This window comes from Vibrio sp. 10N.286.48.C11, assembly GCF_041469805.1.
Lineage (GTDB): Bacteria > Pseudomonadota > Gammaproteobacteria > Enterobacterales > Vibrionaceae > Vibrio > Vibrio crassostreae_C.
This window is the reverse complement of the sequence record NZ_JBFRLK010000032.1, coordinates 14,158-41,002: the sequence shown is the minus strand read 5'-3', so window position 1 is coordinate 41,002 and position 26,845 is coordinate 14,158. Positions and strand designations below refer to the sequence as shown.

Here is a 26,845-nt window from a genome sequence, read left to right as displayed (position 1 = left end):
AAACCAAAAGGGGGAGCATCAGCTCCCCTTTTTCGATTTGTCAGTATCGTAACCTTAACCATACATCACTTATGTTCAACACAAAGCCTACAAAGCAATATCCTCTTGCTCCATCTTAAACGAACATTGGATCTCGTATTGGTTGAATGAGAAAACACTTCCGCCGTGGGTCCGCTTGGTTGTGACTGTCTCATCACCAAATTGAATCGTCACTCGGGTATACACTTTTTCGTGTACCTCTACCGTGCATTCAGCAAGGTTGGTTTCAAACTCTGCTTCGAGTGTATCTAACTGCGACTTTGTGTTTTCAATTGCGAGGTTATTCTTCTCACGTTGCTGCTCTATTTCTAGGGCTTGCTCTTCGCTTCTCTCTGCTTTCGGGCGCTTCTTAAATTCTAACTCTTGGCGAATCACACCCATGGTTTGCTCTTGAGTGTATTTATAAGTTTCCTTCAGCTCAGCTATCTTTTGGCGGTAACCATCGTAGCGCGCAAAACCATGTACCTTAGTTGCGGTGTCTCCCTCAACACCTAAGAAGACACATTCTACTTTTCCGCCAACTTTGGCTTCACCACCGCTTAGCGTGCCGTGTTTTTTCAAGCTGTCCATCACGATAAGGTTGTTACCACAGCGAATGTCGTTACTCATACTGTGCACACCAAGTCGAAGGTCATTGGCCGTTTGTAGCTCGGCATTCTGTGCGTAGCTTGCTGTGATAGAGCCTTTACTGAATACCTTACAACTTTTTGGCTCACCCTCTTTGGTCGTGTGGCCGATAATGCCTTTGGCGACTTTGATATCCCCCTGAGCTTGCACTTCGGCCGATTCGATAAAGCCACCAACCGTAACACTTCCGGTCGCCTTGACGATCATCCCCGGCTCGATGTTGCCAGAGACAAAGACATTACCTTTAAATTTAACGTGCCCAGTTGAGACATCGACGTTGCTGACACATAAGGCGTCATCCACTTCGATGGTTCGGTCTTTAATGATGGGCAATCCAGGGTGTGAGGCGAGTAGTAAATTGGGATCTTCAGGGGAGATGTAAGTGCCCTTTCCAGGCTTGATTAAACTGTCTTGTCCAGGAAGCGGTGGGATAATTCGGCCTTGAACGGTAAAGCCAGCGATGCCTTTGGTAGCGGGGGTTCGTTTCATTAAGTGATCATTTTGACCAACGGTAATGGTTTGTCCCAAGTCTCGCATATCAATCTTGCCTTCGTCTTTACTGCGAGGCTTCAATACTTGACGAGTAATATCTTCAACCAAAGCGGCAAACTTAGCGTCTTTACCTTTTACTGGTTGTGTCCCTTTAGCGGCTGGCTGAGTAAACTTTTCGCCGGGCTTAAGTTTGCTACTCATCATCAGAACTTTTCTGAGCGCTAACTTATTTATTCCTTTTGTTATTTGAGCTTGAGATAAACAATGAATGATGTCGCTGCCACGCAGTGGGTGTCCATTGTAGGGACCAGTGACCACGAGGCTCGCCAACATCTCATCATCAGACAGTTCGACCGCAACAGTGGCATTTCGAACTTCGGCAATCAAGATTCCTTCATAAGCTTCACCCTTACCTTCTTTAGCAAGAGTAACGAAACGCAACACCTCTTCTTCGAAAAGAAAATAGTTTGATGCATTCAAAGCTTCCAAGGTTGGTGGCAGCGTCTTGTTATCAAAGCTTGCGTCAACCACAGTCCCGGTTGGCAGACATGCCATTACTTGTTGCTTGTCTTCCGACAATGTAACGATGTTATCCCACATTCGAATTGAGTATCCCTAATGACTCAGTTGTTATTCAGTCTATATAATTCATTCTGCGCTGAGTATCACATTATTAGAATAATCAGCGTCACATCACTTACTTTCGATTCTGCAAACATGACTCATAAATAAGACTTACACATTTTATGATCTGCTTCGCCTTTACAAATACATAGGAAAATTTTTTCAGAATATTTCGTGCGATTGAATGTTGATTCGATGTAGGGCTAGATAGTAAAGGCGAATAGCTTTAGAAGATTAAAGGCTGTAGTGGAGAGATGAAACAGAAGTGATGTAACAGATAATCAGGGTAAAAACGGATTTGAATATGGAGCTTCAGTTTACAGTGTAAATCCAAGATTCTAATTTACACTGTAAATCTAATTTGTAGCGGTCAGTCTATTTAAATGATGGCTAGCCTATTTACACTGTAAATTTGCTAGCAAAACATCGACATCTTTACGAAACTGAATCTCTGCTTGTTTTCGACCAACAAGATTAAACTGTTCGACACAAGTCCCCCACTCTTTTTGCTGAACAACCTTTGCGATGAGTAAGTCAGAAATACCTATGTTTCGATCGTTGCTGAGTAGAATCAAGTTCAGTACGCTGAAGCTGATCGCATCATAACTGTTGCCACCGTTCACGTGATTTCTAACTAACTGAGTTTCAAACTCGCTAACAGTGTGAACACTCTTTGGCAGCAGCGCTCGTACCATATCGGTTTCAAGTGAAACCAAAGAACCTGAAACAAGAAAACAGTAGCTACGCTCGAAGTGATTTTGAACTTGGCTTATCCAGCCTTGAGAGTTTGAGTTAAGCGCCTTAACCATCAGAACCGAGTGACAGCCACTGGCCTGATCTCGCTGGTGGCCGATGTGCACAGCTTCAAATTCACTACCACGCCAAAAAGAAATCAATTCGCTGGTCGCGCCAAAACTTGTCGCCAGATAATCTGCTTGGCTGGTTTGCTGTGATAACTGAGCCAACATCCAACGGCCAATACCCAAACCTTGATGACGCGCTGAAACAGCAATGCGCATCACTCGAAGGCAACGACTGCTCGCCGCATGAGTACAGCCAAGTTGGTTTGCCAGTAATACTGGAGCAAGGTGACCTTGAGGCCTGCGTTTTCCAAGTTGAATTTGAGTAATCAACTCGCTGTCCAAACCACCCTCTTCCGTCACCAACATACAACCTAAACATTCACCTTGCTGCCAAGCGGCGTATAAACGGATTGCTGGATTGTTGAGAAACTGCATTAAGTCATTTGGCGAGGTCTGATAGTGCGCATCCACGAGAAGAGAAAAACATTGTTGTAGCTGCTCAGGATTAGCCAAGCATTCTGATTTTGATAACTCGCCCAAGTTTAATTGGTTGATTGCGTCAGCAGAAAAGCCTTCGATTTCATCAACCGCCGATTCAGTGACTGATGCGTCATTACCAAGTAGGAAGCAATCAAACAACCAAGCTTCTAGCGGATCGTTGCTATTCCAACGAATCGGTTGTTCGAGCTTAAAGCCTTTCCACCCCGGACGATGCTCAGAAAGCCAAGACTCAAACTTAATACCGAACCCTCGTCCACTGCCTTCGTAACCGTGTACCGTGGTCGAAAAAACCATACGGTGATAGATGTCGACCATGGATTTAAGCATCGGAATTGGAATTGTAGCCGCTTCGTCAACAAATAGAAGGTCACAATCGGGCTTGGATTTAAGTAATTCATCTGGCGCGACGAATCTCAAACTTCCCCCTTGATGGCGAATGTGAGTAGCGTTGACCACTTCGCAAGATTCTAACCCTTGGCCAGCATGAGAAAATACCGGCTCTACCGCTTTCACTGAAGGTGCAGTAACAATAATATTAAAACCGTGACGCTCAACTAACAGCTGCGCTGCGGCAATACCCAATGTCGAGCTTTTACCACGCCCTCTATCCGCAGTGAGAATCAAAGGACGTTTACGATGTCCAGACACCACTTTTTTGACTAATTCAACAGCCGTGTTTTGCTGTTCAAATTTATCCAATCCGTTTTGGGCGCTTTGCATCTGAGGAAGAGCGTGAGTTGCTTGAACTACATCGCCCGCTTCATTGTGTTGTGAAACAGAAATCAGTTTATCGAAATGACGTTTTAACCAACGTTGGCCAAAGCTTTCACTATCTTCAGAGGCATTAACTTTTGGCGGCAACACCAACAACAACCCACCACCAACTAACGAACCCAACGCGGCACTAAAACCATTCGCATCGAACTGCTCTCTAAAATCACAAACAAGAACTTGGCACTCACGACCAAGCAGTTGTTGGCCTTTTTTTACTGGAGCATGAATCACACCTTCAAATGGCGTACCGCCAACCTGGAAGATGCTCGGAGTGTTTGAATCTTGAAGGAAGGTAAAAACAGCAGAGTTTTGCCAATCAAAATCGCCATCAAAGACCACGCCGTAACGGTGATCGTTATGCTGAGCAATATTAGAAAGTGTATGTAGAAAAGTGTTGGTTGGGTTTGTCATAGTTAGCGTCCAGATTCATCTAAACACAGTTTATCACAGCCAAATAAAAAGCCGCATAAAGCGGCTTTAGAGGAGTAATGAAAAGTCGTCGACTTAGTCGAGCTTCGATTGTACGAAGGCGAGGATTTCTTCCATTGTTGCGTCATCAACTTTCTTAAGGTTCAACGCCAAGTTTGAACCCTTGCGGCTGTATGATACGCGGCCCTTAATAAGCTCCACTTTTGGAGAAGCTTTCTTCGCTGGCGCTGGCGCCAATTCAAGAATCCAACCTTCCAATGTTTCGGTCACGTCTTTGGTTAGACGAGTTACGCCTTGAGCTTCGCTACGCTGCCATACAAAACCTTCAGAAGCATCACACTTAGTCAGCAGTGTTTGCTGCTGTTCACTCGTCAATCCACCAAACTGCTTGTGCAGTTTAACAATAGTTGGACGACCAAGGTCGCTCACATTTGGGTAAGCTTGTAGCAATTCAAGTGGCAAAGCGGCTGCTTTCAATGCACCACTCACTAAAGCTTCACTGCACTGGAACATTTTAGCCAGTGCTTTCTGATCTTCAGCTTCGCCTTTATCCAGCTTCGCTTGCATCTCTTTGCCCTTCTCGTAAAGAGAAAGCGGTTTATGAGCGTTAGCTACGTCTGATAGGAACTTAGCGTGTTCGCCGTTAATGTTTTCAGCAACATAGATTAGGAACTCTTTGTCAGCCAAAATACATGACATACGACGACGGCTACCATCAAGAACTTCAATCTTACCGTCTTTGTTCTTACGACCAACCGCTGGGTATTGCTGACCACGTTCTTTCAATGTTGTAAGAACATCAGAAAGCGCGTGCTCGTTTAAGAAAGATTGCTCACGAGCGTTCTCTTCAAAAACAACCGTTCGAGTAGCCACTTCAGCCGCAGGAATTCGAACCAATTCAAATGAAACCAAATCTTCGCCAGCAACAGAAAGCTCAATCACTTGAGCCTGCTCTTTTGCCGCTGTTTGCGCTTCTTGTGGTGTTGCTACGCGACGTTTGTTTGCTTTACCAAATAGCTTTGCATTTAAGTCAGATGTTTTAATTGCCATTGTTGTTATCCCTGATTAAGTGAAGGCCAGTTGCTATGTAATACGCGCTCTAATTCTAGAGCACTTTTTTGTACTGCGTCTTGAGCAACAGCTAGAGTTTTCTTACCGCCCTCAAAGTCGCTCACCGTTAGATCGAAAACCGTGCTGTAAGTGTCGGCACAGGTTTCAAAAGCACGGCTTCTTGGAATGGTTGCCATCATTACTTGGTCATTCAACAGGTAGTTCATTTCAGTCAGAACTGACACCTGTTTCTTGTTGTCGTCTTCAAACATGGTTGGCATTAGACGAACAAATTCGAGCCCTTTCCAGTCATCCGGGAACATTTCGTAAACCGTTGGTAAGTGCTGGAAGAAGTTAACCGTTGAAGCCCAATCCAAACGCTTAGCTGCACATGGAATCAGAAGTGCGTTCGACGCGTACATTGCATTCCATACTAGAGGGTCAACGTGCGGGCCGGTATCAATCATAATCACATCGAAATCATCGGCGATTTTGTCGATAAGCTTCTCTTTTAACAGACGAACAATATCAAGTGACTGATCTTGTGAAAGGCTTTGCCACGCTTCAGCGTTAAACATCGCATCTTCTGGGAAAGCAGAAATTGTCTTCAGGTTTGGATACTGAGTTGGCAATAGTACGTTCTTACGAAGAAACTCTAGATCGACATCTTGGCCTTCAGGCACATTGTCCAACATGATATCGACGGCAGAATAGATGCTGTCGTGCTCTGCCCCACTAATTTGTGGATTTAGGAACAGACGCAAAGAGCCCTGTGGGTCCAAGTCAATCAGACAGATACGGTAGCGCTTATCCAAATTCAGAGACAAACAAGCGGCTAAGTGAACTGCTGTCATTGATTTACCCGTACCACCCTTCTGGTTTTGTACGTTGATAATCCATGGCTTATTGTCAGCGTGCTGCTTACGTTCATGGAACTTCGGCACTTCTGCCGCGTCCATCAACATGTGAGCTTCTGTCAATGAAATCGAGTAATGATTAGCGTTGTTCTTTGTGAACTGATGGCCATCAGCTTCAAGTTTAGTGATCGCTTCATCGAGCTTACGACGCGTTAAACCAGAACGAGTCTCCATCATAGCTTTAGACATTGGAGGGAAATGTTCATCACTTCGCTCTTCCAAAATAATCTCAATTCGGTCAGCCTGAACTTGTTGAGTTTGTTCGGCTAGCTGATAGAGCTTATCAATCGTTTGTTCTCTTTTCATTGCCAGTTTCCGTAATGATTAACTAAGTACAAATTGTAAAGCGATTAACAACAAACACAACAAAAACATGAACATACATTTATGAGTAAAATCACATAAAATAGACCGCGTTTTTACAATTTGATGAAACATCGCCTTAGACAAACACAAAAATGACTGTTTCTATCATGTATAACCATGCTATTTCTAGTCTACATTTTAAATGTTACAGCATCACTTATTTACAATGTAAATGGAATTTCAACGAAAAACCTTCGGAACGATTGAAATACAACCGTAGATTACGGTTGGTGTGATTTGCATTCGAATTTATAGATTTTCAATCCAATAAAAATTAAAAAACACTCAATGACCAAAAAATTCAAAACAGAAGAGAAGATGGGGTGTCAAAAAACAACAGAGGATTGGAACTTAACCGGAAGAATGATCATGGAGCACATCCAGTGTAAGATAATTGATAACGCCAAATTATGAAGCATGACCAAGGCGTAAACTGAGCAATATTGATCCGAGCAACTGCAGATTGGAAATGATCAACCTCCGGAAAAATGATCAAGTAAACATAGTTCCGGAAGCATGTAATTTATGAACTAAGTTACGGACAAATGCTTTTGGAATGGGGATTCAACGCCTATAAGGGCTCAATGATTGAAAATTCAATCGACACAGACCAAGAATACACAAACATGACAATTTCATGATCATGCTTCCTAGTTAAGACCCACCCGCTCTAAATACATCAAAGCAATCCATTTCCAGCGGATACAGACTAAATTTTGCACTCAATAGGGTAGGAACGATAAAAAAGTATGCTCTCTTGATCATTGTTCCGATAGATTGGCCACCACAAGTGTCCACTTAGACAAGTCAAAAGCGACTTAGAAACCGATGTTGAATTCCGATCTGTGGATAAGCTGTATAAGTATAATGATCATGCTTTCGAACCAATAATGATCATGCTTACAATGACTTAATGATCATCGTTCTGATGTTCTGTGATCATGCTTTCTTAAGTTTAATGATCATAGTTTCGGAACCTTTATGATCATGCTTTCCAAGGCGATTTATTTTAATGCTTTAAATTCAGCCACTTATAAGCAAGGTTACGTCCAGATCATTAGATCACTTAATCATTTAAGATCATATTAATCAAAAAGATCAGTTATTTAAAAGCCAATAAATTCTCTTTATTTATGATCATTCTTTCTTTATCATTCAGGAACTATAGTGAAATTACGGTTAGTGTGATACGGATCAAAAATGAAACCAGAAGAGAAATTGTTAATTAAGGCACGAAGCCACAAAGATGGTCATTTATTTGAGGTATCTGAAACAGCCGTTGAATGGATAGAACAATATCAACACTTCAAAGGTGTCACCAAAAGCATAGTTGAGCTTCTTAACCTAATTTCACTTCGTGGGTTTAGCAGTAAAGACGGGTACGTTTCCACCACTGAGATTATTGAATCAACCGATGGTCAAGTCACTCGCGCAGCCTTACAGCAAAGGCTGAGAGCTGCAGTTAATATCGGATTGTTCAAACAAATCCCCGTTCGCTTTGAAGAAGGCCTTGCTGGTAAAACCATGTTGCATCGCTTTGTGAACCCAAACCAATTGATATCGGTGCTGGGTGCCACCAGCTTAGTGACAGAAAGCGTGAAGCAAAATGAAAAGCAAAAGCGCTCTAAAGCCCTAGCTCAAACCAAAGTAAACAAGCGCTTACTGAATGAACATGGGTTGAATACCCCACCAACGATGAAAGATGAAGCGGATCAATTCATTGTTTCGCCAACCAATTGGGCGGGGATTATTGATCAAGCGTTAGCGCCACCTAGAACTCGTAAGAGCTACCAGAAATCCATGGTTTCGATCTCTGGCACTCGCGCTGTGATCGAGACACGATCTTCTAAAAACATCATGACCGTTGACGATCTGATGACGCTATTCGCGTTATTCACTCTCACCGTTCAATATCATGATCATCACCAAGATGATTACCATCTAGACGCGAAACACACGCCAAACAAAACACCACTCTACATCACTGATATTTTGTCTTTACGTGGCAAGAAAGACAGCGGCCCTGCACGTGATTCTATCCGCGACAGTATTGATCGTATCGAATTCACGGATTTCCAACTGCACGAGCTTACAGGCCGTTGGCTTAGTGAGAACATGCCAGAAGGCTTTAAGAGTGATCGTTTCCGATTCTTAGCTAGAACCATTACCGCATCGGAAGAAGCGCCTACAGAAGGCTCTGACGGCGAAATTCGCATTAAACCGAACCTATACATCCTGGTTTGGGAGCCTTCGTTCTACGAAGAGCTGCTGACGCGTGACTATTTCTTCCTATTTCCGCCAGAAATCCTGAAGCAACATACCTTGGTCTTCCAAATGTATTCGTACTTTAGAAGCCGCATGGCACGTCGCCATTCAGATAGCATGTTGCTCAGTGAGCTCAACCAGAAATTGGCGCGTAACATCGATTGGCGTCGTTTCTCGATGGATCTGATCCGCGAGCTCAGAAAGCTGGGTGAAGTCGGGGATCAAGAAGATACCTTCCTGGTTAATCTTTGGGGTTATCACTTGACGATCACCGCGTTGATCGAAAAAGGGAAAACGACCGATTATCAGGTAGATATCAAATGTAATGTGGAAGAAGTATTACGTTACTCAAGAGCGCGTACCACTAACGCAGGTAAGCGTAATATGGCACCAACGCTGCCGAACCCACTTCGTAACGAAATGGTGTCTAAGCAGAAACTGGAAGAGCTGTCTGAGATTATCGATGGTGAGTTTGAACCCATTCAGCGTAAAGCACCGTCGCCAAGAGGCAAATTGGGACGTCGAGTTAAGCAGCGTAAACACTCTGTTGAGATCAACGCTGACGAGATCATGATTACTCTCTCTAAATATACCTCTGCAGAGGCTCTAGAACGCAGCATAACGGCTTTATCTGCTATGACAGGGCACTCACATGCCTCAATCAAAGAAGAGTGCTCAGAGCTCATTGAGAAGCTTGATTGGTTGAGAGTAGGGGAGGACGTTATCCCATACGAAACACTGAGTCGCTTGATTGAGCTATATAACGACCGAGATAGCACCAGCAATCGACATCTGTCCATTGAACGTTTGATCTCTGGTTTAGCGGTGCGTCGTAAAGTGTGTAAACAAGTTCATGAAGGTCATTTAGACGAAAACGTGTTCCTTGCGCTCGATGAAATGGCGATTGGCCACTAGTCATTATCCTATCGCGATAAGCCTGTTTTACCGTCGCTGAATGGATAGTTTTGAACACATTAGGTGCTGATTAAAATCGCACCTAACGCTGACAAAGTGATGACAAAGTAGCGCATCTAGTTGATTATTATTTATCCCGAATAGACAACCTTTGTCCTTTCTTGTGATTAATAGATTGGCTCATATTTTGTTACATCATACTGAATAGATTTTTGCGAGTTCCCAAGGGACTCGCTTTTTTTTGCCTAAAATTCAGTCAATCATTAAAATTCAATAGCTTACAGAGTTAAACGCCGAAGCATGATCAAGGCTCGATCATGCTTTCTACGGATCTAGCTCTGGTGAGATTCTGATTTGATGCTTGATCGAGAAGGGCTTGATCAGTGGAGATGGCGTTGAATAATTCCTTGATCATCGTTTCGGGGATGGGTTGCCATAAAGCGTACATGCGACTCGATCAATTTTTCAGACTCTGCTTTCCAACGTGGTTCTTGCTGTTGGTTCGTAAACTCCAAAGCCAATACACACAAGTGTTGTAGCCGCTGTGTACACCACTCTTGCAATCCTGCTTCTGATTTTGGGTCACATGACACCGCTTGCAGCTTACTGTAGGCAAACATTAGGTATTGGTAGGCTTTATCTTGATGGCTTGAGCTGTTGGCCTCCTGCGAAGCCAAGTCCGGATTCGATGAATCCGCGAGGTGGCGATAGAAAGTAAAGATTCTCAGGCATCCGTCTAGCCAACATGCGATGCCTTTGCTCTGCTCATCCGTGATCAATGGCCCCCAGAGCGCATCTGGAGGCGTTAAGATCAAAGGTTCTAACCGGTCCACTTGATCATGCTTTCGGTCTTTGTACCAATCTCCGATCCGCTCTAACCAAGTGTCTAGTTCATTCATGCAACGTTATCCCACTGTTTTACAAAGTGATTATCAGAAACTTGTTTGATTTCATGCTGTATTTCACTGCTCTGCTCTCGAATACGATCAGCGTCTATTGAATAGTTTGGCTCATTTTTGACGAGTTCGCCAAATGGCAGATCGGGATCTGGTACCGCAGAGATCAACAACTTAGTGTACGGGTGTTGTGGATTGGTCAAGATCGACTGGGTTGATCCCCACTCGACGATCTGCCCTTTGTACATCACCGCCGTCTCTTCAGCGATGTAATGTGCCGTGGCAAGGTCGTGGGTTATGTACAAAAAGCCTATGCCTAACTCTTGCTTCATTTTTTGCATCAAGTTCAACACGCCAAGTCGAATCGAAACGTCCAACATCGAGGTGGGTTCGTCAGCAAGAATAACCTCAGCGCCAACGGCCAGTGCTCTGGCTAGGTTAACCCTCTGTCTTTGGCCCCCACTGAGCTCGTGCGGGTATTTGGCTAGCGTTTCGATGGGTAACTCCACCAGCGTTAATAACTCTTTGAGGCGCTCTGTGAGAGCCTGTTTAGTGGCTACCTGTTTATGGATCTTAAGTGGGCGCGTTAAATGGTGATCAATAGTGTGAGTGGGATTGAGTGAACCAAAGGGGTCTTGAAAAACCATTTGCACACGGCTGCGATAATCCAAGATATCTTTACGGCTTTTCAGAGTAGAGATGTCTCTGCCTTTGAACAGTATCTCTCCCTCTGTCGCAGGCTAAACCTTGGTCATCAATCGTGCGCAGGTGCTTTTCCCGCAGCCTTATTCTCCGGCTAAGCCGAAAATCTCGCCTTAGCCTATGTGAAAGCTAACGGATTTGATTGCATTGAAAGAGGGGAAAATGAGAGTTGGATCAAACCACATTTCTTATGGGGAATCTTTTAAATATAATTGCAGAAAATGGCTTTGGCAAAGTTTAAATGAGGCATTTATTAATTAGCTTTGTGAAGCGTCGGAATCATCACACTTCAGTACAGAATTTCTTAACAAGCGAAAAAGCATTTGCTACAGATTACCTGTCCATTACATGGTGCTTTTCGGAGGAAAACATGTCCATTAATTCTATCAACCATGATGAAATGACAAATATTGCAAACAAGTGGGATGCTGAAGAAGAAGTATCTTTCAAACCAGAAAAGAAAATGAAGTCTGCTGAAGCTCGTCGTCGTATCGAGACTCTAAGAGAAATTAGAGAAAGCGGTTTGAGTCTGGAAGAAGCGAGGGAGCTAGGTCTTATTCACTAATAATCCCCATTGCATTTAGAAGGGTGGCACAACGCCACCCTTTGATTTATAAGTGTTTTTTTCATGTTTCCTATCCAGATTTAATCAACTCCTTGATTCTTTGGCTCACTGTTCTGTTTAGCCTAACCCTTTTGATATTACGCTTTTCAGATGAAAAACACGCACATGGCATACTCTTGAGCTAAGTTGTTTGACAGTCATATTCAACGCCACTAATTTTAAAGTTAAAGCAAAAATATGCGATGTCGTTGGTAAGGAGAAGGCTATGTCTAATTCTGTGGCTCAAGCTAAAGAAGTGCTGTTTTACGAACCCGAAGATCCGAACGGATACCTGTCAAATTTTGCCGCTTGTCCTATCAAGGTGGGTGATCAAGTTTGGGCAACCAGCGAACATTATTATCAAGCGATGAAGTTTGCCTCCGAAGCGCTACGTAATACCATTTTGGAAGCCAGTACACCTGCTGAAGCGTTCTCTTTAAGTCGTGACTACGAAGACCAAGTTCGCAAAGATTGGTATGACATTCGTGTTGAAGTGATGCAGTTTATTGTGACGGAGAAGTTCAGACAGAATCCACAGTTTGCGCTGTTTCTTACCAATACCGGAGATTCGGTGATCAAAGAACATTCGCACAAAGACCACTTCTGGGGCGATGGCGGCGATGGAACCGGCGAGAACCATTTGGGTAAGATTCTGATGGCAGTGCGTCACCAGCTTCGCACTCAGCAACTGCATTTGATTGCTTCGCACTGATTCGTCGATTCAGATAGCGGCATGCTTATGATTACCCCTTAGACGCATTTAAAAGGCCGCCCTGCTATCTAGTATGAAGCAGGGCTGCCTTTTCGGTTTTAAAGAGTCAGGCATCAACGAGAGTTAACGTACGTGACTAAGCTATCCGTTGCTAAGTTCTAAGTTACGCTGGTGCTATAAGTAACTCTGTACGATGTCGTCAAGCTGTCCATCGTCTTTCATTTGATCTAGGCGTTGGTTGATGAAGCTTTGCAGTTTAGGATCCATCTCAGGGTCAAACGCCAAATGGATAGGGTAGTTATTGATGACAGAACCAAACTCTTGCATCTGGTAATCATCAATACTCAGTTTTTGTTCGTTTAGGTTGTATTTGATTCGTGATTCCATTTCCACAAACACGGTGTCGCCAGGTGCTCGGTTCAGGACACGAAACGCAGCAGTGTAATCTTTTACTCGAATCTCGTTGAGCTTGCCCTGTTGGATATAAGGTTCCAAGTTCGGATACTCAAATCCTTTCAGCAATACCACGGCTTTCCCATCGAGATCATCGATTGTATTGAACTCAAATGGCTTTTTACCGCTGCTGAGTAATACGTGTTTTACATTGTAAATCGGGTCTTCAGATAGGTTCGCAGATTGAATATTCCCCCAACTAGGGCTGCCATAGGTAACCCAGTTTGGATTCTCTCTCGCATCGAGCTTGTCGATCATTCGATTAAAAGGGTAGGTGTGGTAGTTGATCTCATATTGGCTGTCATCAAACACGGCTTCCACAATATCTGAAACAATTCCTCTGTGAGATGACCCGTCAGTTTCGATTTGAAAAGGTTGCGCTTGGCTCGCAATAATGTAGTAGTGAAGAGGTTCGCTTGCAGAAGCATAACTGCTTGAAAACAAACTGACTATGGATGCAACGATAAGATGTTTTTTCATAACCTTCCCTAGTTATTTGATGAATGACTACTATTATACTAGTTGAGTAATTGTAGTTTGCTAGGATAACAATAATGGTAATTTGTGTATGGTGACAAAAGGAAAACGCTACGTTGGACTCTCCCGACAGTTGATCGGGATGATAATAGCGATCAGTACCTTATTCACAGTTATAGTGACAGGTCTCGGGTTGTATGTAGAGTACCAAAGTCGAGTTTCTTTTATCAGCTCTCAGATCGAGCAGGTCAAGGCTGGCTACCTTTCTGGTTTAACGGCAAGTTTGTGGGTTGAAGATCGAGAGCAATTGTTTGTGCAAGCCGAAGGCATCTCTCGCCTCCCTTCGGTCAGTTACCTTCTTATCGAAAGTCCCGATGAAAAAATTCTAGAGTTAGGTCAAAAGACCGAAGGCCAATCTTATTCTCAGTCTTGGGAAATGGTGCACCAGATGGGCGGCACAGACTTCCCGTTGGCGACGCTCACGGTGCAATCAGACTTGAGCATGATCCTAGATGACTTTGAAGAACGAGTGTTATTGTTGCTCGCCTTCGAAGCCGTTAAAATCTTCTTGTTGTCTCTCGTATGTTTAACCATCGTCTATCGTCTTGTCGTAAAACGTTTGATGACTATGTCTTCCCAAATCAACCAACAACAGGTCGAAGACAACAAACCGCGCTTTATAACGCCAACTCACTCTACTTACAAAGATGAGATATCGACTCTAGAGAGTAGCTATAACCGATCGGTAGAACGTATTCGTCAACAATATCAAGAGCTGGAAAAAGCCAAAGACGTTGCTGAGGTGGCCAACCGCAATAAAAGTGAATTTCTTGCCAATATGAGTCACGAAATCCGTACACCAATGAATGGGATTATAGGGTTGTCGTCTTTGCTCTCTGAAATGGATATGCCGAAAGAGCAAAAAGAGTACATCAACATGCTCAACACCTCTTCGCTTACGTTGCTCGACTTAATCAACGACATTCTCGATTACTCGAAGATCGAAGCGGGGCGACTAGAGCTTCAGCAAGAGCCGATGAAAATGATGGGCATTGCGGCCGACGTTGAATCAACCTTTCGAGTGAAAGCCGAACAGAAAGGGCTTCGATTCCAATTAGCGATCGACCCTAAGATCCCAACCATGGTGATTGGCGACGGTACTCAACTAAGACAAGTCCTAAATAACTTAGTAGGCAACGCGATTAAATTTACCGAGCATGGCCACGTCACGCTCTCGCTTCGTTTGGAAGAGGTGGTTGAGCCTGAGCAAAAACTCAGAGTGAGGTTCGAGGTTGTCGACAGCGGTATCGGTATTGCAGAAGACAAACAGAAATCGGTGTTCGATAAGTTTCAACAAGCCGACGGCAGTACCACACGTATTTATGGAGGCACAGGGCTTGGTCTAACAATATGCGAGAAGATAGTGACATTGATGGGCAGCAAGCTTGAACTCACCAGTGTTGAAGGTAAAGGCAGTACCTTCTATTTTACGGCTGACTTTGACCCGTGTTTAGAAGCCGATGAAAGCAATATCGATTTCAATAAGGTTTCGGTTCTGCTTGTGGATGATAGCCAGCTGAACATGCGTATAACGTCTACACAGCTTCAATCCTTTGGCGTTAAGTCTGAGTGCTGTGAAACGGCAAACCAAGCGTTAGAGTTGGTTTCAGAGTCTGTGGCTAAGTCATCACCTTATGATCTCGTTCTGATAGACAAAGTAATGCCGTCCGTTGATGGCTTTCAACTGGCGAGAAGCTTAGTTGAACGCTTTGGTAGCGAGTGTCCCAAGTTAGTGATGATCTCTGCTGACCCTAGAAAGCAAGATGAAGCTCGTGCTAAACAAGTCGGTTTTGTTGCCTACATTGCGCGTCCTTACCAAGATAATCAGCTTAAATGGACCATCAGTGAGGTACTCGCGAGAGCGGCTGATACTTCAGTCTTTACCTATCCGAACAGAGGAGAGGTTGCGTTTAAAGACAATGAACCTGTGCCGTTAAGTAAACCTGCAGCGGTTGTTAAAGATGCTCCCATTGTCTCTGTAAACGCCACACCAGCCGATAAACAAGCTCCAATTCAAGCAGAGTCAAAACCTGTCGCAGTTGCCGGAGAATTTAGTGGTACAGTTTTAGTTGTTGAAGACTCGCGAGTAAACCAACAAGTCGCCAAGATGATGCTCAAGAAGCTTGGCTTTGAGGTTGATATTGCCGACAACGGTGAAATTGGTGTCGAGAAATTCAAAGCCAACGAATACGAGATGATTTTTATGGATTGTCAGATGCCGGTTCTCGATGGCTTCGAAGCGACCAAGCAGATCCGAGCGCTCGAAGAAGGGGCTGCAAAGCATATTCCAATCATTGCGCTGACGGCCAACGTCGTGCAGCGAGACAAGCATTTGTGCTTCGATGTAGGCATGGATGAGTTTTTACCTAAACCGGTTAACCAAGGCAAACTGAGAGAGATCGTAGCGAGTTTCTTGTCGAAAGAGACGGAATCAAACAAAGAACATGAGCAGCAAATTGTTTAGTTGAGTATCTCTAATCTTACTTTCATTAAAAGAGTAATGAGGCGAATTAGACATAGTCTTTTATGCCGTTGGTTATATTTGAAGTATCGTGTGAAAGAAATGATAAAGGTGGCCTGAAAAGACCACCTTTTTTGTATGTGTCGGTTTGAACTTAATCTCTATCGATTGCGAACGCAGACCATGCTTGACGTGTCGGCATCACTTCGACTCGGTTAATGTTGATGTGATCTGGCAAGGTTGCGATATAAAACATCTGCTCGGCAATATCCTCTGCTGACAACGGTGTAGTGCCTTGGTAAAGGTTGTCTGAAGCCGTCTGGTTACCTTTAGTTCTTACAAGAGTAAATTCCGTTTCTGCAATACCAGGGGAGAGGTCAGTCACTCGTACCCCTGTGCCTTGTAAGTCACAACGTAGGTTGTAACTGAACTGCTTTACGAACGCTTTGCTGGCACCATACACATGGCTTCCTGGGTAAGGCCACTGTCCGGCGATTGACCCAACATTGATGATTGAGCTTCCTGCGCCTTTTTTAATTAACGTAGGCAACAGCGCATGAGTAACATTAACCAAGCCTGTGACATTGGTATCGATCATAGTGTGCCAGTCTTTCAAGTCCACATCAGGCGCGCCTTCTGGTGCCAAAGCTAACCCAGCATTATTGACCAATGCGGTAATCGATGAAAATTCAGCGGGTAATGAATCAATGGCTTGTTTTACGGCGTCTGCGTCTCGAACGTCGAGTTGAATTACATGCACAGGCACCGTTAATTCTTCCTTTAGGTCGAGTAGCCTTTCGATTCGACGACCAGACAGCACTAACGACCAGTTATCTTCTGCGAAACGTTTTGCTGCCGCTTTGCCGAAACCAGAGGTTGCCCCTGTAATGAACGCTATCTTATCCATAAATACATCCTTCTAATTTGAAATTAACATAAGTAGTGCCATGCCGATCAAAATCGGCGCGGTCGTTGTTTTTGCAGACAAGTTCGGTACTGATAGATACAGTTTTTGCCCCAGTACATTGCCAATCAAAGCTGCCGGTAATAGCCATAAACCTGTGATGAACGATTCTTGGTTAAATGCGCCAATCCATATGAAGCCGGTCAGTGAAATCGCTGAACTCAGCAGAAAAAACACAATCGCGGTGGCTCTCTGTTCACTGGTTTTAATGGTCAGGTTCATCAAATACGTCACTAATGGCGGACCTCCTGAAGAAGCGGTGGTCATGCTAAACCCCGAAATGGCTCCCGCCCAAAACGCGTGTCGTTGGTGCAACCAAGTGAGGCGTAAGTCCAAAATAATCAGCGTGCCAGCGACCAAAGACATCATCGCGATAAAGGCCTTCAAGCCTGATTCCGATATCGTGCTAATGAAATACAGCGAGAAAGGCACCGCAACCAACATGCCAATACACAGCGGCGCAATAAGCCGGATATTGATGGTGGTTTTACTTCGCTTGAGCAGAGGAAAGGCACTTAAAAAGTCCAACAAGATAGCGATGGTTACCGCTTGCAATGGTGGAACAATAAAGCTGAGGGAAAGCGCTACGATAATCGCAAACCCAAATCCTGAATAGCCTCGAACTACTCCTGCAAACAGAATCAATGTCATCGCTAATCCTAATTCCACTCTTGCTCACCTCTTTGCTTTTGATATTGCTGCTGCGTTAATTAGCGTTCGATGAGACCTGTCTCGTCTGCCTTTCAATCTATTCACACCTAAGAGTTTTGAATAGAGCCAGATCGACGATTGGATTGGGTCAGGCTGTTTGTTGGATCGGGGATGAGACTTGGGCTGATGTACTGGCCCAATGTTTTGTTGAAACTGACACTATGACCTCCGCCCTGTTTGGGATGAAGATTATTCCATCCGATAGCGCAGCCTTTTCAATGTCGTGTTTTGTGTCTTTCATTCTCGAAGACGAGCCAAGCACGAGCGGCTGTGAATCTAGTGTTGTTAATGGAGACGATGAAATGGAAGTATCAACAGAACAGCTTGTGAACCAAGATATTATCGACCTCGACAAGAGCGTATTTCATTCTTGGTCGATTCAAGAAGCAGCGGAGCCTATCGCCATTGCGGGTGGGCAAGGATGCAAAATGTGGGACTACGAAGGTAAAGAATACCTTGATTTTAGTAGCCAACTGGTTAACACCAACATTGGTCATCAGCATCCACAAGTGATCAAAGCGATTAAAGATCAGGCTGATTCATTAGTGACCGTTGCCCCTGCGACCGCCAACCTCACTCGTGGTTTGGCGGCTAAGCGTATCTTGTCGAAAGCGCCAAGCTCGTTTAAGAAGGTGTTCTTTACCAATGCAGGGGCAGATGCCAACGAAAATGCGATTCGCATGGCGCGACAATTCACAGGGCGCGACAAGGTGCTATCTGCTTACCGTTCTTACCATGGCAATACAGGTACTGCTATTGCTGCGACGGGGGATTTTCGTCGAATTCCAAACGAGTATAGCCGTGGGCACGTTCACTTCTTCAATCCATTTCTCTATCGAAGCGAATTCAACGCGGCGACTGAGGCAGAAGAGAGTGAGCGTGCCCTGCAGCATTTAGAGCGAGTGATTGAATGCGAAGGACCAACGGCGATTGCGGCGATTATCCTAGAGACGATTCCGGGAACGGCTGGTTTTCTCATTCCGCCCAAAGATTACCTTATCGGCGTGCGTGAGCTGGCAACCAAACATGGCATTCAGTTGATATTCGATGAAGTCATGGTCGGCTTTGGTCGCACGGGTAAGTGGTTTGCGTTTGAGCACTTTAATGTAGTGCCGGATCTGATTACTTTCGCGAAAGGGGTGAACTCGGGTTATGTGCCGGCTGGTGGCGTGGTGGTCAGCGAACCGATCGTTGAGCACTTTAAGTCAAACTTCTTTATGGGCGGCTTAACGTACTCTGGTCACCCTTTGGCGATGGCTTCTATCGTTGCAACGCTCGATGTGATGGAGCAAGAGGGCATTGTCACACATGCTGATAACGTCGGTAACAGCGTTCTAGGGCCGCTCCTACTGAGCCTTCAAGAGTTGCACCCTATGATTGGTGATGTGCGCGGTAAAGGGATGTTCTGGGCGGTTGAGCTGGTGGAAGATCGTGAAAGTAAAACACCTTTAAGCAATGAAAAAATGGGGCAATTGAAAGCGCAATTGACCAAGCGAGGCCTGTTGACCTTCATTGTGAATAACCGCATTCACGTTGCGCCACCTTTGGTTATTCAGCCAAGCGATATAAAGAAAGGCGTTAAGATCATTGATGAAGTGTTGTTTGAACTCGCTTCTTAAGTCTCCAATAAGATAGCCAGCACAGCAACCAAGGCACTTTGACAAAGAATTCCCCGTTCTTTTCAACGTGCCAAACCTAACCTTCAGAAACGACAAAAGAGCATCGATTGATGCTCTTTTGTCGTTCTTTCACTAAATCAGTCTGGTCAAACTGCTCTTAAGTGATGCTAGATCTTCATCACCTCTGACAGCTCTTTGATACCGGGTGCGATCAGATCTTTGTCGATGGCGTGAAAGCCCAATCGAAAATAGGAATTGGGGTCATATTCTGACAATGCTTCACAGCCCGATTCCGTTTCGGTATTCGTCATAAAGTGTGAATAGCCTGTCTCAATCAATATGCCCTTTTGGGCGGCTCGTGACGCTAAGCGCTGGCTATTGATGTGGCTGGGCGTTTGTAGCCACAGAGAGTTGGCCAGCTCGCTTTGAGCCAGTCGCTTGCAGTCAGGTAAGTACTTCAAGACAGCATCGTTGATCAGCTTCCAGCGCTGGCGAGTGTTTTCTCTAAAGCGCCTCACAAAGCTGTCGTAGTAGCCTTGTTCAATAAAGTGCGCTACTTCCATCTGAACACGGCTTGGCGCATGTCGGTACATCAAGCGACGCAGTATTCTAAGATCGTAGATTAACTCTTCAGGTGCCACGATGTAGCCTAACCTCAAGCCGGGTGCCAGTAGCTTAGAGAAGCTGCTGACGTAGATGACTCTCCCTTCCTTGTCATTGGCTTTTAGCGCGGGTTTAGGATTCCACTCCACGTTGCACTCGGCGTCATAGTCATCTTCGATAATTACCGCGTCATTGGCTTTGGCCATTTCAAGTAACTGAGTTCGACGCTCATCACTCATGGTGACGCCGGTTGGAGCTTGATGGCTAGGCGTGACATAGAAGTGATCACACAGTGAAGAGTGCTCATTGAATCTCAATCCTTGTTCATCCACTTGATGCGGGTGTAACTGCGCGCCAGAGAGATTGAAGATGTGATTCGCTTCTTTGTAGCCGGGGTTCTCGACTCCGACTCGACTCTGATGGTTCATGAGCAAAGTCGAAATCAAATACAGCGCATTCTGCGAACCTAAGGTTATGAGGATCTCATCACTTTGGGCATGAATACCGCGCTGTGGGAGCACCCTTGTGCGTATCTGTTCGACCAGCATGTCGACGTCTTTATCGACCTTGTCGCAAAGCCAGCGGTGATCATGTGGGTCTGAGGTGACCTTTCTTGTCGCTTCTCGCCATTGAGCTAATGGGAAGTCATTGATAGAGGGTTGGCCAAAAATAAATGGGTATTGGTAACAACTCCAATGCGAGGGTTTGACGATGCGTGGGTATTGGCCCAATTGCAGCTTAACGCGTTTGCTCCAATCCGGTGCATTGTCGCTGTCGGCTGATTCAAAATGATCCAAACTCGCGTCGATAGTATCACTCGGGTTTTCATACTTTTCTGAAAGGTAATAACCACTGCGAGGCTTACTGATGAGGTAGCCATCGTCGAGCAAACTGTCGTACACCAACGAGACAGTATTGCGTGAAACACCCAATTGGCTAGACAGCTTACGACAAGACGGAAGCGCTTGTTCAGCCGGAAAAATACCATTCAATATCGCCGTCACCAAATAGCTACGTACTTGTTCTTGCAGGCTTCTTTTGGAATCAAACTCGATGAAACAATTGTGATTTATCGCCATTAGATACAGTCCTTATTCTCAGTGAACCTCAGTCCAATTTGTATAAAAGAGCAAGAAATGCGCCAGAGTTCATATTGATGTTTTAAGAGTGTGTTTTGCTCTCTCTCAACCCCGAAAATTACGTTGTCCCAAACTAGAAAATCGTTCTGTCCCAACCTGAAAATTAAATTGGCTCTACGTCTCCGATGCATTCCGTTCATAAAGTAAAGGCAGGCAAATAATCTCGATAAGGAAAGCGTATGAAACAGGGAATGACGATGAAGGCATGGGTTTCAACAGCGGCAGCGACAGTTGTACTGGGTTGTTTTGGAGTCGCACAAGCATCGGAGCTTGCAGCCATCGAAAAGCAAGGCTTCATGAAAGTGGCGACAGAAGACAACTACTCTCCATTCAACTATATCGACCGCGGTAAGCCTGCGGGGATTAACAAAGATTTGCTTGATGAGTTACGTGAATATTCGAAGTTCGATATCGAACAAGAGATCTTACCTTGGACAGGACTACTCGCTTCGGTATCTGCGGGTCAATATGATGTGGCGTTAACTGGCGCGATCATTACCGATGCTCGCTTGAAGGCCTTTGATTTCACTCCACCTATCGCTTCAGCGCAGCATTACTTCTTAACCAGAGCTGACGCGGAAGATATTAATACGGTAGCCGATTTAGATGGAAAAACAGTGGGCTTACAAGCGGGCAGTGCTTTGCTAGAAAGGCTTCCAGAGCTCGAAGTGATGCTCGAAGCACAAGGCAAATCTTTGGGTAAAGTGGTGCAGTATCAATCCTACCCAGAAGCGTATTCCGACTTGGCAATCGGCCGAATAGACTATGTGATCAACAGTGTGGTTTCAGTTAACGAGGTAGTGAAGTCGAAGTCAAAGGTATTCAAAAAAGGCGAAGCAGTCTCTGGCCCAGGTTTCGTTAGCTGGCCAGTTCCTAAAGATAATCCTGAGCTTTTGGCTTACCTAACGGAATTCTTCCTACACCTTGAGCAAACAGGAAAAATGGCAGAGTTGCAGAAGAAGTGGTTCGGTGAATCGTTCGACCAACTCCCTTCAGAAGCCATCACTTCCGTTGAGCAGTATCGCAAGCTAACAGCCGTTCAATAGATGAATAAGCATGCGCCGACACAAACAGTTAGCGGCTGTTTGTGTCCATGCCATTGGGTTCAAAGCGGTTTAACCCATGAGTCATTGGCGCACAATCTATCGAAAGAAGTCGCTGATCAAAGAGGTCGTTTATGGATTATTACGCTTGGGAACAGTTGCTACAGGGCGCGTGGGCAACGGCATGGATATCGGCAGTATCGATTGTATTAGGTGTCGTCATCGGCCTAATGATTGCCTTAGTTAGAATGATGAAAATCCCGTTTGTGGATCAAATGTTGGGTATCTATGTCAGCTGGGCACGAGCAACGCCTTTGGTGACACTGGCTCTGTTTATTTTCCTTTCTTTTCCGTCATTTGGCATCAATTTAGATAAACACGTTTCTGCTATTTTAGCTCTCACACTCAATACATCGGCATTCAATGCAGAGATTTGGCGCAATGCCTTTCTTAACTTTTCAAAAGGACAAATGGAAGCGGCAGAAGCCATTGGTATGAGACGTATCACTTATTTTCGCCGCATCATGTTCCCGCAAATGGTGATCATGAGCCTACCAGCGCTAGTCAATGAGATGTCGTTCTTAATCAAAGGCAGCCCAGCGATTGCGGTGATCGGCATCGTCGACCTAACTCGTGTCACCAATCGAATCTCTGCGGTTACCTATGAACCACTTGGGCCGATTCTATGTGCCGGTGCCATTTACATGTTGATTATTGGCGTGTTGGTGAAGTTGCAAGCTGTGGCTGAAAACCGAGCCACTTATCTGCAGTAGTAAGTGTGGCTATCAGTAATCTACCTCAGTCACAGCTATCAACAACAACCACAGTTTAGCCGTCATGGCTACTTGGTCAGAAACACCATTTACCTGCTTGTGATGCGTTATTGAGCGGGTAAGTTTAAGGAGTAAATATGGAAGAATGGAATATTATCTGGCAACAAAAAGAGCTGTTTGCTTCAGGGTTTGTGACCACATTTTATCTTTTTGTTTCGTCTTCAATCTTGAGTTTCATCATTGGCATCGGTTTGTTGTATTGCCTCGAAAACTCAAAACTTGGTGTGAAGTACACCATCAATAGTTTGATAGGCATGATGCGCACCTTGCCGTTTCTTATCTTAGCGTACCTGCTCTATTACGGGTTGCCGCAGGTTGGTATTCGACTCGATGCGATTACAGCGGGAATCATCGCGCTAAGTCTCTATCACGGTACCTATTTTTGTGAGATTTTCCGAGGTGTTCGTAAAGGATTAGAGCCAGGTTACATCGAAGCGGCGCACGCTTATGGCTTTTCTAAACTCAAAACATTTACCCGAGTTATTACCCCAAATGTGTTGTTTAAGTCGGTTCCACTGATCACGAACCAACTCATCATCTGCTTAAAAGACACTGCGTTTCTTAGCATCATTACCGTCGCAGAAATTACCGCGGCAGCCAACAGCATTCAATCGACCTACTTCATCCCATTGAATGCGTTCATCATTGCTATCGCGCTCTACTGGGCTGTGAGTATTGCACTTGAAACCATCACCAAACGAATCCAAACCAAAGTTGAACTTAGAGGGCTTAGCCATGCTTAAACAATCAGAGATTATTGAAACGGAAGCACCGATTAACCCTTCTTCTAGCGTGAGTTTGGAAGTGATTGAGTGCGAGCCATTATTGGAAGAGCGTGAGACGATCATCAAGGTTGAAAACCTGTCGAAACAGTTTGATGGCATCGAAGTACTGCGAGACATCAACCTCAATATCAACAAAGGCGATGTGGTGAGTATTCTCGGTTCGTCTGGGTCGGGGAAATCGACGCTATTACGTTGCATGAATTGGCTAGAACAGCCAGAGCGCGGCACGATTTTTATGGGTGATGAGCGTATTGGTATCAACTCTGAAACGGGTAAACCACTCAAATATAAAGAGCTGGCGAAACTCAGAGAGCGCCTTGGTATGGTTTTCCAAAGCTTCAACTTGTGGCCACATCTAACCGTGTTGCAAAACGTCATGGAAGCGCTCGTTCACGTTAAGAAGATAGCGAAATCAGACGCAGAGGAAATGGCTCGTAAGCAGCTAGATAAGGTTGGGATGTCGCACAAACTAGAGAACTACCCAAGCATGTTATCGGGTGGGCAAAAGCAACGTGTCGCTATTGCCAGAGCGCTCGCGATGGAGCCGGATGTGTTGCTGTTTGATGAACCAACGTCAGCACTCGACCCGGAATTGGTCGAAGAGGTGTTATTGGTGATGAAGAAATTGTCGCAAGAGGGCTACACCATGGTAGTTGTGACACATGAGATGGAGTTTGCGCGTCAGGTGTCGGATCAGGTGGTGTTTCTTGAGAAGGGCATCTTGATTGAAAAATCCAACCCAGAGAAGTTTTTCACTAACCCAGATTCATCAAGGGTAAGACAGTTCCTCAAGCTTGATTCATGAGTTAGATAGCTTGCACAGCTTCAAGGTTCGACCGTTAAAAAACTCCGACAGAATTTGTCGGAGTTTTTGTATGTTAGCTTTTTCTTCCTAAACCTAAATCTAGGCAAATGGTCATGTGGCGCTAACCAATACTGTCAATATGAATGACTACAGAGTCTGGTCGCCAGTACTCCAGTTCGCAGTCCATCAACTCGCCATCTTGCTTGTAGTTCACTCGGCAGATCTTCAAAACAGGCTGTCCCTCTGCCAAATTCAGCGCCTTGGCGACATGAGCAGGGGCAGAAGTGGGAATCACATCAAAGCGCGAGCGTTGGGTCTCGTAGCCGTATTTTTCTCGGTAGATGCCTGTTAGTGACATGGTGAGGTTTTCCGACAAGACACCATCAAATAAGGGCGCTTTCAGTACATTTTCAACAAACAGCACTGCTCTACCATCAATAAAACGCAAGCGCTCAATCACGTGTATTGGCGTTATCTGCTCTATCTCTAATGCTTTGGCGTAATCGCCTGTCGCCATCTCTGTACGGGTGCTGAGCAGTCTGGTTTCTGCTATGCGGTGTTGTTCACGAATCATTTGATGAAAGTGAGAACGTGATAATGGGTTATAGCGAACACGTTCGGGTGACACATACCAGCCTCGGCGCTCTTCTCGGTATATCAAACCTTCGGTTTCTAATGAGACCAACGCATCTTTGAGCGTAATTCGTGTGGTTGAAAACAGCTCGCTGAGCTCTCTTTCGGATGGCAGTTTTTGCCCTTCGGTGAAGATGCCTGATTGAAGCTGCTCTCTAATGCTCGCCTTAATTCTGCCTAGCTGTGTCCCTGATTGCGCTGTAGCCAATGTTCTCATTACTGATCTAGTCCATAAGTTCGTATGCTCAATAAGGTAAACCATGGAGTTAACAGGAATGTGACATTAAACAAAGGCTTACTGTCATATGAGTGAAATATAACTGCCACGAAAATGCACCCTAACTGTCAAATAAGTTGCGCGAAAGCGTCACACTCTGGCGATAGCATACAAAACGAACTTACTGACCTAGTCCAGAGGGATAGAGACAATGAAAACTTTGCTTAGCCGTTCAACTGTATCGCCAGCCAAACTGATTGGTTCACCTGCAAAATTAATCGGCGCAACGCTAATAACGGCAACACTTTCAATGCCAGCGATGGCGAAGGATGCTGATCTTGAGTCACTGATTGAAGCCGCTCAAAAAGAGGGTGCGGTTTACAGTGTAGGTATGCCAGACAGTTGGGCAAACTGGAAAGGCACATGGACTGATCTGAAAGCAAACTACGGTTTGAAGCATCAGGATACAGACATGAGCTCGGCTCAAGAGATCTCGAAATTTGAAGCAGAGAAAAGAAACGCAACTGCAGATATCGGTGATGTTGGTTTCGCCTTTGCACGTGTCGCTGTGCAGAAAGACGTAACGCAGCCATACAAGCCAACGACTTGGGATGACATTCCAGATTGGGCGAAAGACAAAGATGGTCACTGGGCTCTGGCTTACACAGGTACTATCTCGTTCATTTCAAACAATAACCTTGTTGAAGATGCCCCAAAATCTTGGAGTGACCTACTAGAAGGCGACTACAAAGTCACTGTTGGTGACGTAGGCGTAGCAGCACAAGCAAACAACGCGATTCTAGCGGCTGCATTTGCTAACGGTGGTGATGAGTCGAACCTAAAACCAGCGATTAAATTCTTTGGTGAACTAGCGAAGCAAGGCCGTCTATCTTACACAGATCCAAGCATTGCGAACCTTGAAAAAGGCGAAGTGGAAGTCGCGATCATGTGGGACTTCAACGCATTGAACTACCGCGACAAGATCGACCGTGAGCGCTTTACGGTAAGCATTCCACAAGATGGCTCAGTGATCTCTGGTTACACCACCATCATCAACAAATACGCACAAAACCCGAATGCGGCGAAGTTGGCTCGTGAATACATCTTCAGCGACCAAGGCCAAATCAACCTGGCAGAAGGTTACGCACGTCCAATCCGTAGCAACGTTACGTTGCCTAAATCAGTACAAGACAAGCTGATCTCGAACGATGAATACAGCAACGTGCACCCAGTATCTGACTTCTCAGCATGGGAAAAATCAGCACGCCGCCTGCCACGTCAATGGCAAGAAAGCGTATTGATTCACCAGCAATAACCCCGCTTAAC

The 26,845-nt window shown here is 45.0% G+C and carries 20 protein-coding genes and 1 pseudogene; 10 read left to right on the top strand and 11 right to left on the bottom strand.

The genetic code is table 11. The annotated features are described in order from the left end of the window. Positions 1–87: 87 nt before the first annotated feature. The 4 genes from AB4209_RS09335 to AB4209_RS09320 form a co-directional block, all read right to left on the bottom strand. A complete protein-coding gene (locus AB4209_RS09335) occupies positions 88–1,758 on the bottom strand; it encodes a FapA family protein (protein ID WP_372055654.1) in 1,671 nt (556 codons plus the stop codon). Positions 1,759–2,177: 419 nt separating this feature from the next. Next, positions 2,178–4,271: a GNAT family N-acetyltransferase gene (locus AB4209_RS09330; protein WP_372055652.1), complete on the bottom strand. Its 2,094-nt coding sequence runs from the start codon at positions 4,269–4,271 to the stop codon at positions 2,178–2,180. 93 nt (positions 4,272–4,364) lie between these two features. Continuing rightward, positions 4,365–5,339 (bottom strand): ParB/RepB/Spo0J family partition protein, encoded by a 975-nt coding sequence (locus AB4209_RS09325; RefSeq protein ID WP_017061212.1) that lies wholly within the window; start codon positions 5,337–5,339, stop codon positions 4,365–4,367. 5 nt (positions 5,340–5,344) lie between these two features. Then, positions 5,345–6,562: a ParA family protein gene (locus tag AB4209_RS09320; RefSeq protein ID WP_017061213.1), complete on the bottom strand. Its 1,218-nt coding sequence runs from the start codon at positions 6,560–6,562 to the stop codon at positions 5,345–5,347. 1,260 nt (positions 6,563–7,822) lie between these two features. On the opposite strand from AB4209_RS09320, the gene AB4209_RS09315 reads away from it, so the two are divergent. Beyond that, positions 7,823–9,802 carry a replication initiator protein RctB domain-containing protein gene (locus AB4209_RS09315; RefSeq protein WP_017071247.1) on the top strand — a complete coding sequence of 660 codons (1,980 nt, stop codon included), beginning with the start codon at positions 7,823–7,825 and terminating at the stop codon, positions 9,800–9,802. Between the two features lie 380 nt (positions 9,803–10,182). Here AB4209_RS09315 and AB4209_RS09310 read toward each other — a convergent pair whose 3' ends face one another. Further along, positions 10,183–10,701 (bottom strand): transcriptional regulator, encoded by a 519-nt coding sequence (locus tag AB4209_RS09310; protein WP_102320933.1) that lies wholly within the window; start codon positions 10,699–10,701, stop codon positions 10,183–10,185. Next, positions 10,698–11,585, bottom strand: a pseudogene (locus AB4209_RS09305) (ABC transporter ATP-binding protein). Before AB4209_RS09305 ends, AB4209_RS09310 begins: the two are co-directional and overlap by 4 nt. 185 nt (positions 11,586–11,770) lie before the next feature. Between AB4209_RS09305 and AB4209_RS09300 the strand changes: the two are divergent. Both AB4209_RS09300 and AB4209_RS09295 read left to right on the top strand, forming a co-directional pair. After that, positions 11,771–11,965 (top strand): hypothetical protein, encoded by a 195-nt coding sequence (locus AB4209_RS09300; protein WP_017061218.1) that lies wholly within the window; start codon positions 11,771–11,773, stop codon positions 11,963–11,965. A 190-nt stretch (positions 11,966–12,155) separates the two neighbouring features. Beyond that, a complete protein-coding gene (locus AB4209_RS09295; protein ID WP_372055650.1) occupies positions 12,156–12,716 on the top strand; it encodes an NADAR family protein in 561 nt (186 codons plus the stop codon). A gap of 174 nt (positions 12,717–12,890) precedes the next feature. On the opposite strand, the gene AB4209_RS09290 is transcribed toward AB4209_RS09295, so the two are convergent. Beyond that, positions 12,891–13,649: an ABC transporter substrate-binding protein gene (locus tag AB4209_RS09290; RefSeq protein ID WP_019823349.1), complete on the bottom strand. Its 759-nt coding sequence runs from the start codon at positions 13,647–13,649 to the stop codon at positions 12,891–12,893. A gap of 88 nt (positions 13,650–13,737) precedes the next feature. Between AB4209_RS09290 and AB4209_RS09285 the strand changes: the two genes are divergently transcribed. Next, positions 13,738–16,170, top strand: coding sequence for a response regulator (locus AB4209_RS09285; RefSeq protein ID WP_372055648.1), 2,433 nt, complete (start codon positions 13,738–13,740; stop codon positions 16,168–16,170). 151 nt (positions 16,171–16,321) lie between these two features. Here AB4209_RS09285 and AB4209_RS09280 read toward each other — a convergent pair whose 3' ends face one another. Then, positions 16,322–17,074, bottom strand: a complete 753-nt coding sequence (locus AB4209_RS09280) for an SDR family NAD(P)-dependent oxidoreductase (RefSeq protein ID WP_017061222.1) — start codon at positions 17,072–17,074, stop codon at positions 16,322–16,324. 12 nt (positions 17,075–17,086) lie between these two features. After that, on the bottom strand, positions 17,087–17,782 hold the full coding sequence (locus AB4209_RS09275; RefSeq protein ID WP_372055677.1) for a sulfite exporter TauE/SafE family protein: 696 nt from the start codon (positions 17,780–17,782) through the stop codon (positions 17,087–17,089). 362 nt (positions 17,783–18,144) lie between these two features. Between AB4209_RS09275 and AB4209_RS09270 the strand changes: the two genes are divergently transcribed. After that, the gene (locus AB4209_RS09270; protein ID WP_017066353.1) at positions 18,145–19,461 is read left to right on the top strand and encodes an aspartate aminotransferase family protein; all 1,317 of its coding nucleotides are present in this window, start codon (positions 18,145–18,147) and stop codon (positions 19,459–19,461) included. Positions 19,462–19,628: 167 nt separating this feature from the next. On the opposite strand, the gene AB4209_RS09265 is transcribed toward AB4209_RS09270, so the two are convergent. Continuing rightward, on the bottom strand, positions 19,629–21,143 hold the full coding sequence (locus tag AB4209_RS09265) for a PLP-dependent aminotransferase family protein (RefSeq protein WP_372055646.1): 1,515 nt from the start codon (positions 21,141–21,143) through the stop codon (positions 19,629–19,631). Between the two features lie 239 nt (positions 21,144–21,382). Here AB4209_RS09265 and AB4209_RS09260 point away from each other — a divergent pair, with 239 nt between their 5' ends. The 4 genes from AB4209_RS09260 to AB4209_RS09245 all read left to right on the top strand — a co-directional run bounded on the left by AB4209_RS09260 (position 21,383) and on the right by AB4209_RS09245 (position 24,669). Beyond that, complete coding sequence (locus AB4209_RS09260; RefSeq protein WP_372055644.1) at positions 21,383–22,249, top strand: transporter substrate-binding domain-containing protein; 867 nt, start codon at positions 21,383–21,385, stop codon at positions 22,247–22,249. Between the two features lie 131 nt (positions 22,250–22,380). Continuing rightward, positions 22,381–23,019 carry an amino acid ABC transporter permease gene (locus AB4209_RS09255; protein ID WP_017061227.1) on the top strand — a complete coding sequence of 213 codons (639 nt, stop codon included), beginning with the start codon at positions 22,381–22,383 and terminating at the stop codon, positions 23,017–23,019. Between the two features lie 137 nt (positions 23,020–23,156). Further along, positions 23,157–23,822, top strand: a complete 666-nt coding sequence (locus AB4209_RS09250; protein WP_333912026.1) for an ABC transporter permease subunit — start codon at positions 23,157–23,159, stop codon at positions 23,820–23,822. Beyond that, on the top strand, positions 23,815–24,669 hold the full coding sequence (locus tag AB4209_RS09245) for an amino acid ABC transporter ATP-binding protein (protein ID WP_061037768.1): 855 nt from the start codon (positions 23,815–23,817) through the stop codon (positions 24,667–24,669). The genes AB4209_RS09250 and AB4209_RS09245 overlap by 8 nt, the downstream gene beginning before the upstream one ends. Positions 24,670–24,790: 121 nt before the next feature. Here AB4209_RS09245 and AB4209_RS09240 read toward each other — a convergent pair whose 3' ends face one another. After that, positions 24,791–25,519, bottom strand: a complete 729-nt coding sequence (locus tag AB4209_RS09240; protein ID WP_372055642.1) for a UTRA domain-containing protein — start codon at positions 25,517–25,519, stop codon at positions 24,791–24,793. Between the two features lie 211 nt (positions 25,520–25,730). On the opposite strand from AB4209_RS09240, the gene AB4209_RS09235 reads away from it, so the two are divergent. Next, a complete protein-coding gene (locus tag AB4209_RS09235) occupies positions 25,731–26,834 on the top strand; it encodes an ABC transporter substrate-binding protein (RefSeq protein WP_372055640.1) in 1,104 nt (367 codons plus the stop codon). Positions 26,835–26,845: the final 11 nt, after the last annotated feature.

What these genes read in the sequence shown, in the direction of transcription:
- AB4209_RS09260 (WP_372055644.1), top strand. Translation starts at nt 21,383, where the DNA reads ATGAAACAGGGAATGACGATGAAGGCATGGGTTTCAACAGCGGCAGCG.
- AB4209_RS09235 (WP_372055640.1), top strand. Translation starts at nt 25,731, where the DNA reads ATGAAAACTTTGCTTAGCCGTTCAACTGTATCGCCAGCCAAACTGATT.
- AB4209_RS09300 (WP_017061218.1), top strand. Translation starts at nt 11,771, where the DNA reads ATGTCCATTAATTCTATCAACCATGATGAAATGACAAATATTGCAAAC.
- AB4209_RS09315 (WP_017071247.1), top strand. Translation starts at nt 7,823, where the DNA reads ATGAAACCAGAAGAGAAATTGTTAATTAAGGCACGAAGCCACAAAGAT.
- AB4209_RS09330 (WP_372055652.1), bottom strand. Translation starts at nt 4,271, where the DNA reads ATGACAAACCCAACCAACACTTTTCTACATACACTTTCTAATATTGCT.
- AB4209_RS09250 (WP_333912026.1), top strand. Translation starts at nt 23,157, where the DNA reads ATGGAAGAATGGAATATTATCTGGCAACAAAAAGAGCTGTTTGCTTCA.
- AB4209_RS09325 (WP_017061212.1), bottom strand. Translation starts at nt 5,339, where the DNA reads ATGGCAATTAAAACATCTGACTTAAATGCAAAGCTATTTGGTAAAGCA.
- AB4209_RS09335 (WP_372055654.1), bottom strand. Translation starts at nt 1,758, where the DNA reads ATGTGGGATAACATCGTTACATTGTCGGAAGACAAGCAACAAGTAATG.
- AB4209_RS09270 (WP_017066353.1), top strand. Translation starts at nt 18,145, where the DNA reads ATGGAAGTATCAACAGAACAGCTTGTGAACCAAGATATTATCGACCTC.
- AB4209_RS09310 (WP_102320933.1), bottom strand. Translation starts at nt 10,701, where the DNA reads ATGAATGAACTAGACACTTGGTTAGAGCGGATCGGAGATTGGTACAAA.
- AB4209_RS09280 (WP_017061222.1), bottom strand. Translation starts at nt 17,074, where the DNA reads ATGGATAAGATAGCGTTCATTACAGGGGCAACCTCTGGTTTCGGCAAA.
- AB4209_RS09255 (WP_017061227.1), top strand. Translation starts at nt 22,381, where the DNA reads ATGGATTATTACGCTTGGGAACAGTTGCTACAGGGCGCGTGGGCAACG.
- AB4209_RS09275 (WP_372055677.1), bottom strand. Translation starts at nt 17,782, where the DNA reads ATGACATTGATTCTGTTTGCAGGAGTAGTTCGAGGCTATTCAGGATTT.
- AB4209_RS09320 (WP_017061213.1), bottom strand. Translation starts at nt 6,562, where the DNA reads ATGAAAAGAGAACAAACGATTGATAAGCTCTATCAGCTAGCCGAACAA.
- AB4209_RS09290 (WP_019823349.1), bottom strand. Translation starts at nt 13,649, where the DNA reads ATGAAAAAACATCTTATCGTTGCATCCATAGTCAGTTTGTTTTCAAGC.
- AB4209_RS09240 (WP_372055642.1), bottom strand. Translation starts at nt 25,519, where the DNA reads ATGAGAACATTGGCTACAGCGCAATCAGGGACACAGCTAGGCAGAATT.
- AB4209_RS09265 (WP_372055646.1), bottom strand. Translation starts at nt 21,143, where the DNA reads ATGGCGATAAATCACAATTGTTTCATCGAGTTTGATTCCAAAAGAAGC.
- AB4209_RS09285 (WP_372055648.1), top strand. Translation starts at nt 13,738, where the DNA reads ATGGTGACAAAAGGAAAACGCTACGTTGGACTCTCCCGACAGTTGATC.
- AB4209_RS09245 (WP_061037768.1), top strand. Translation starts at nt 23,815, where the DNA reads ATGCTTAAACAATCAGAGATTATTGAAACGGAAGCACCGATTAACCCT.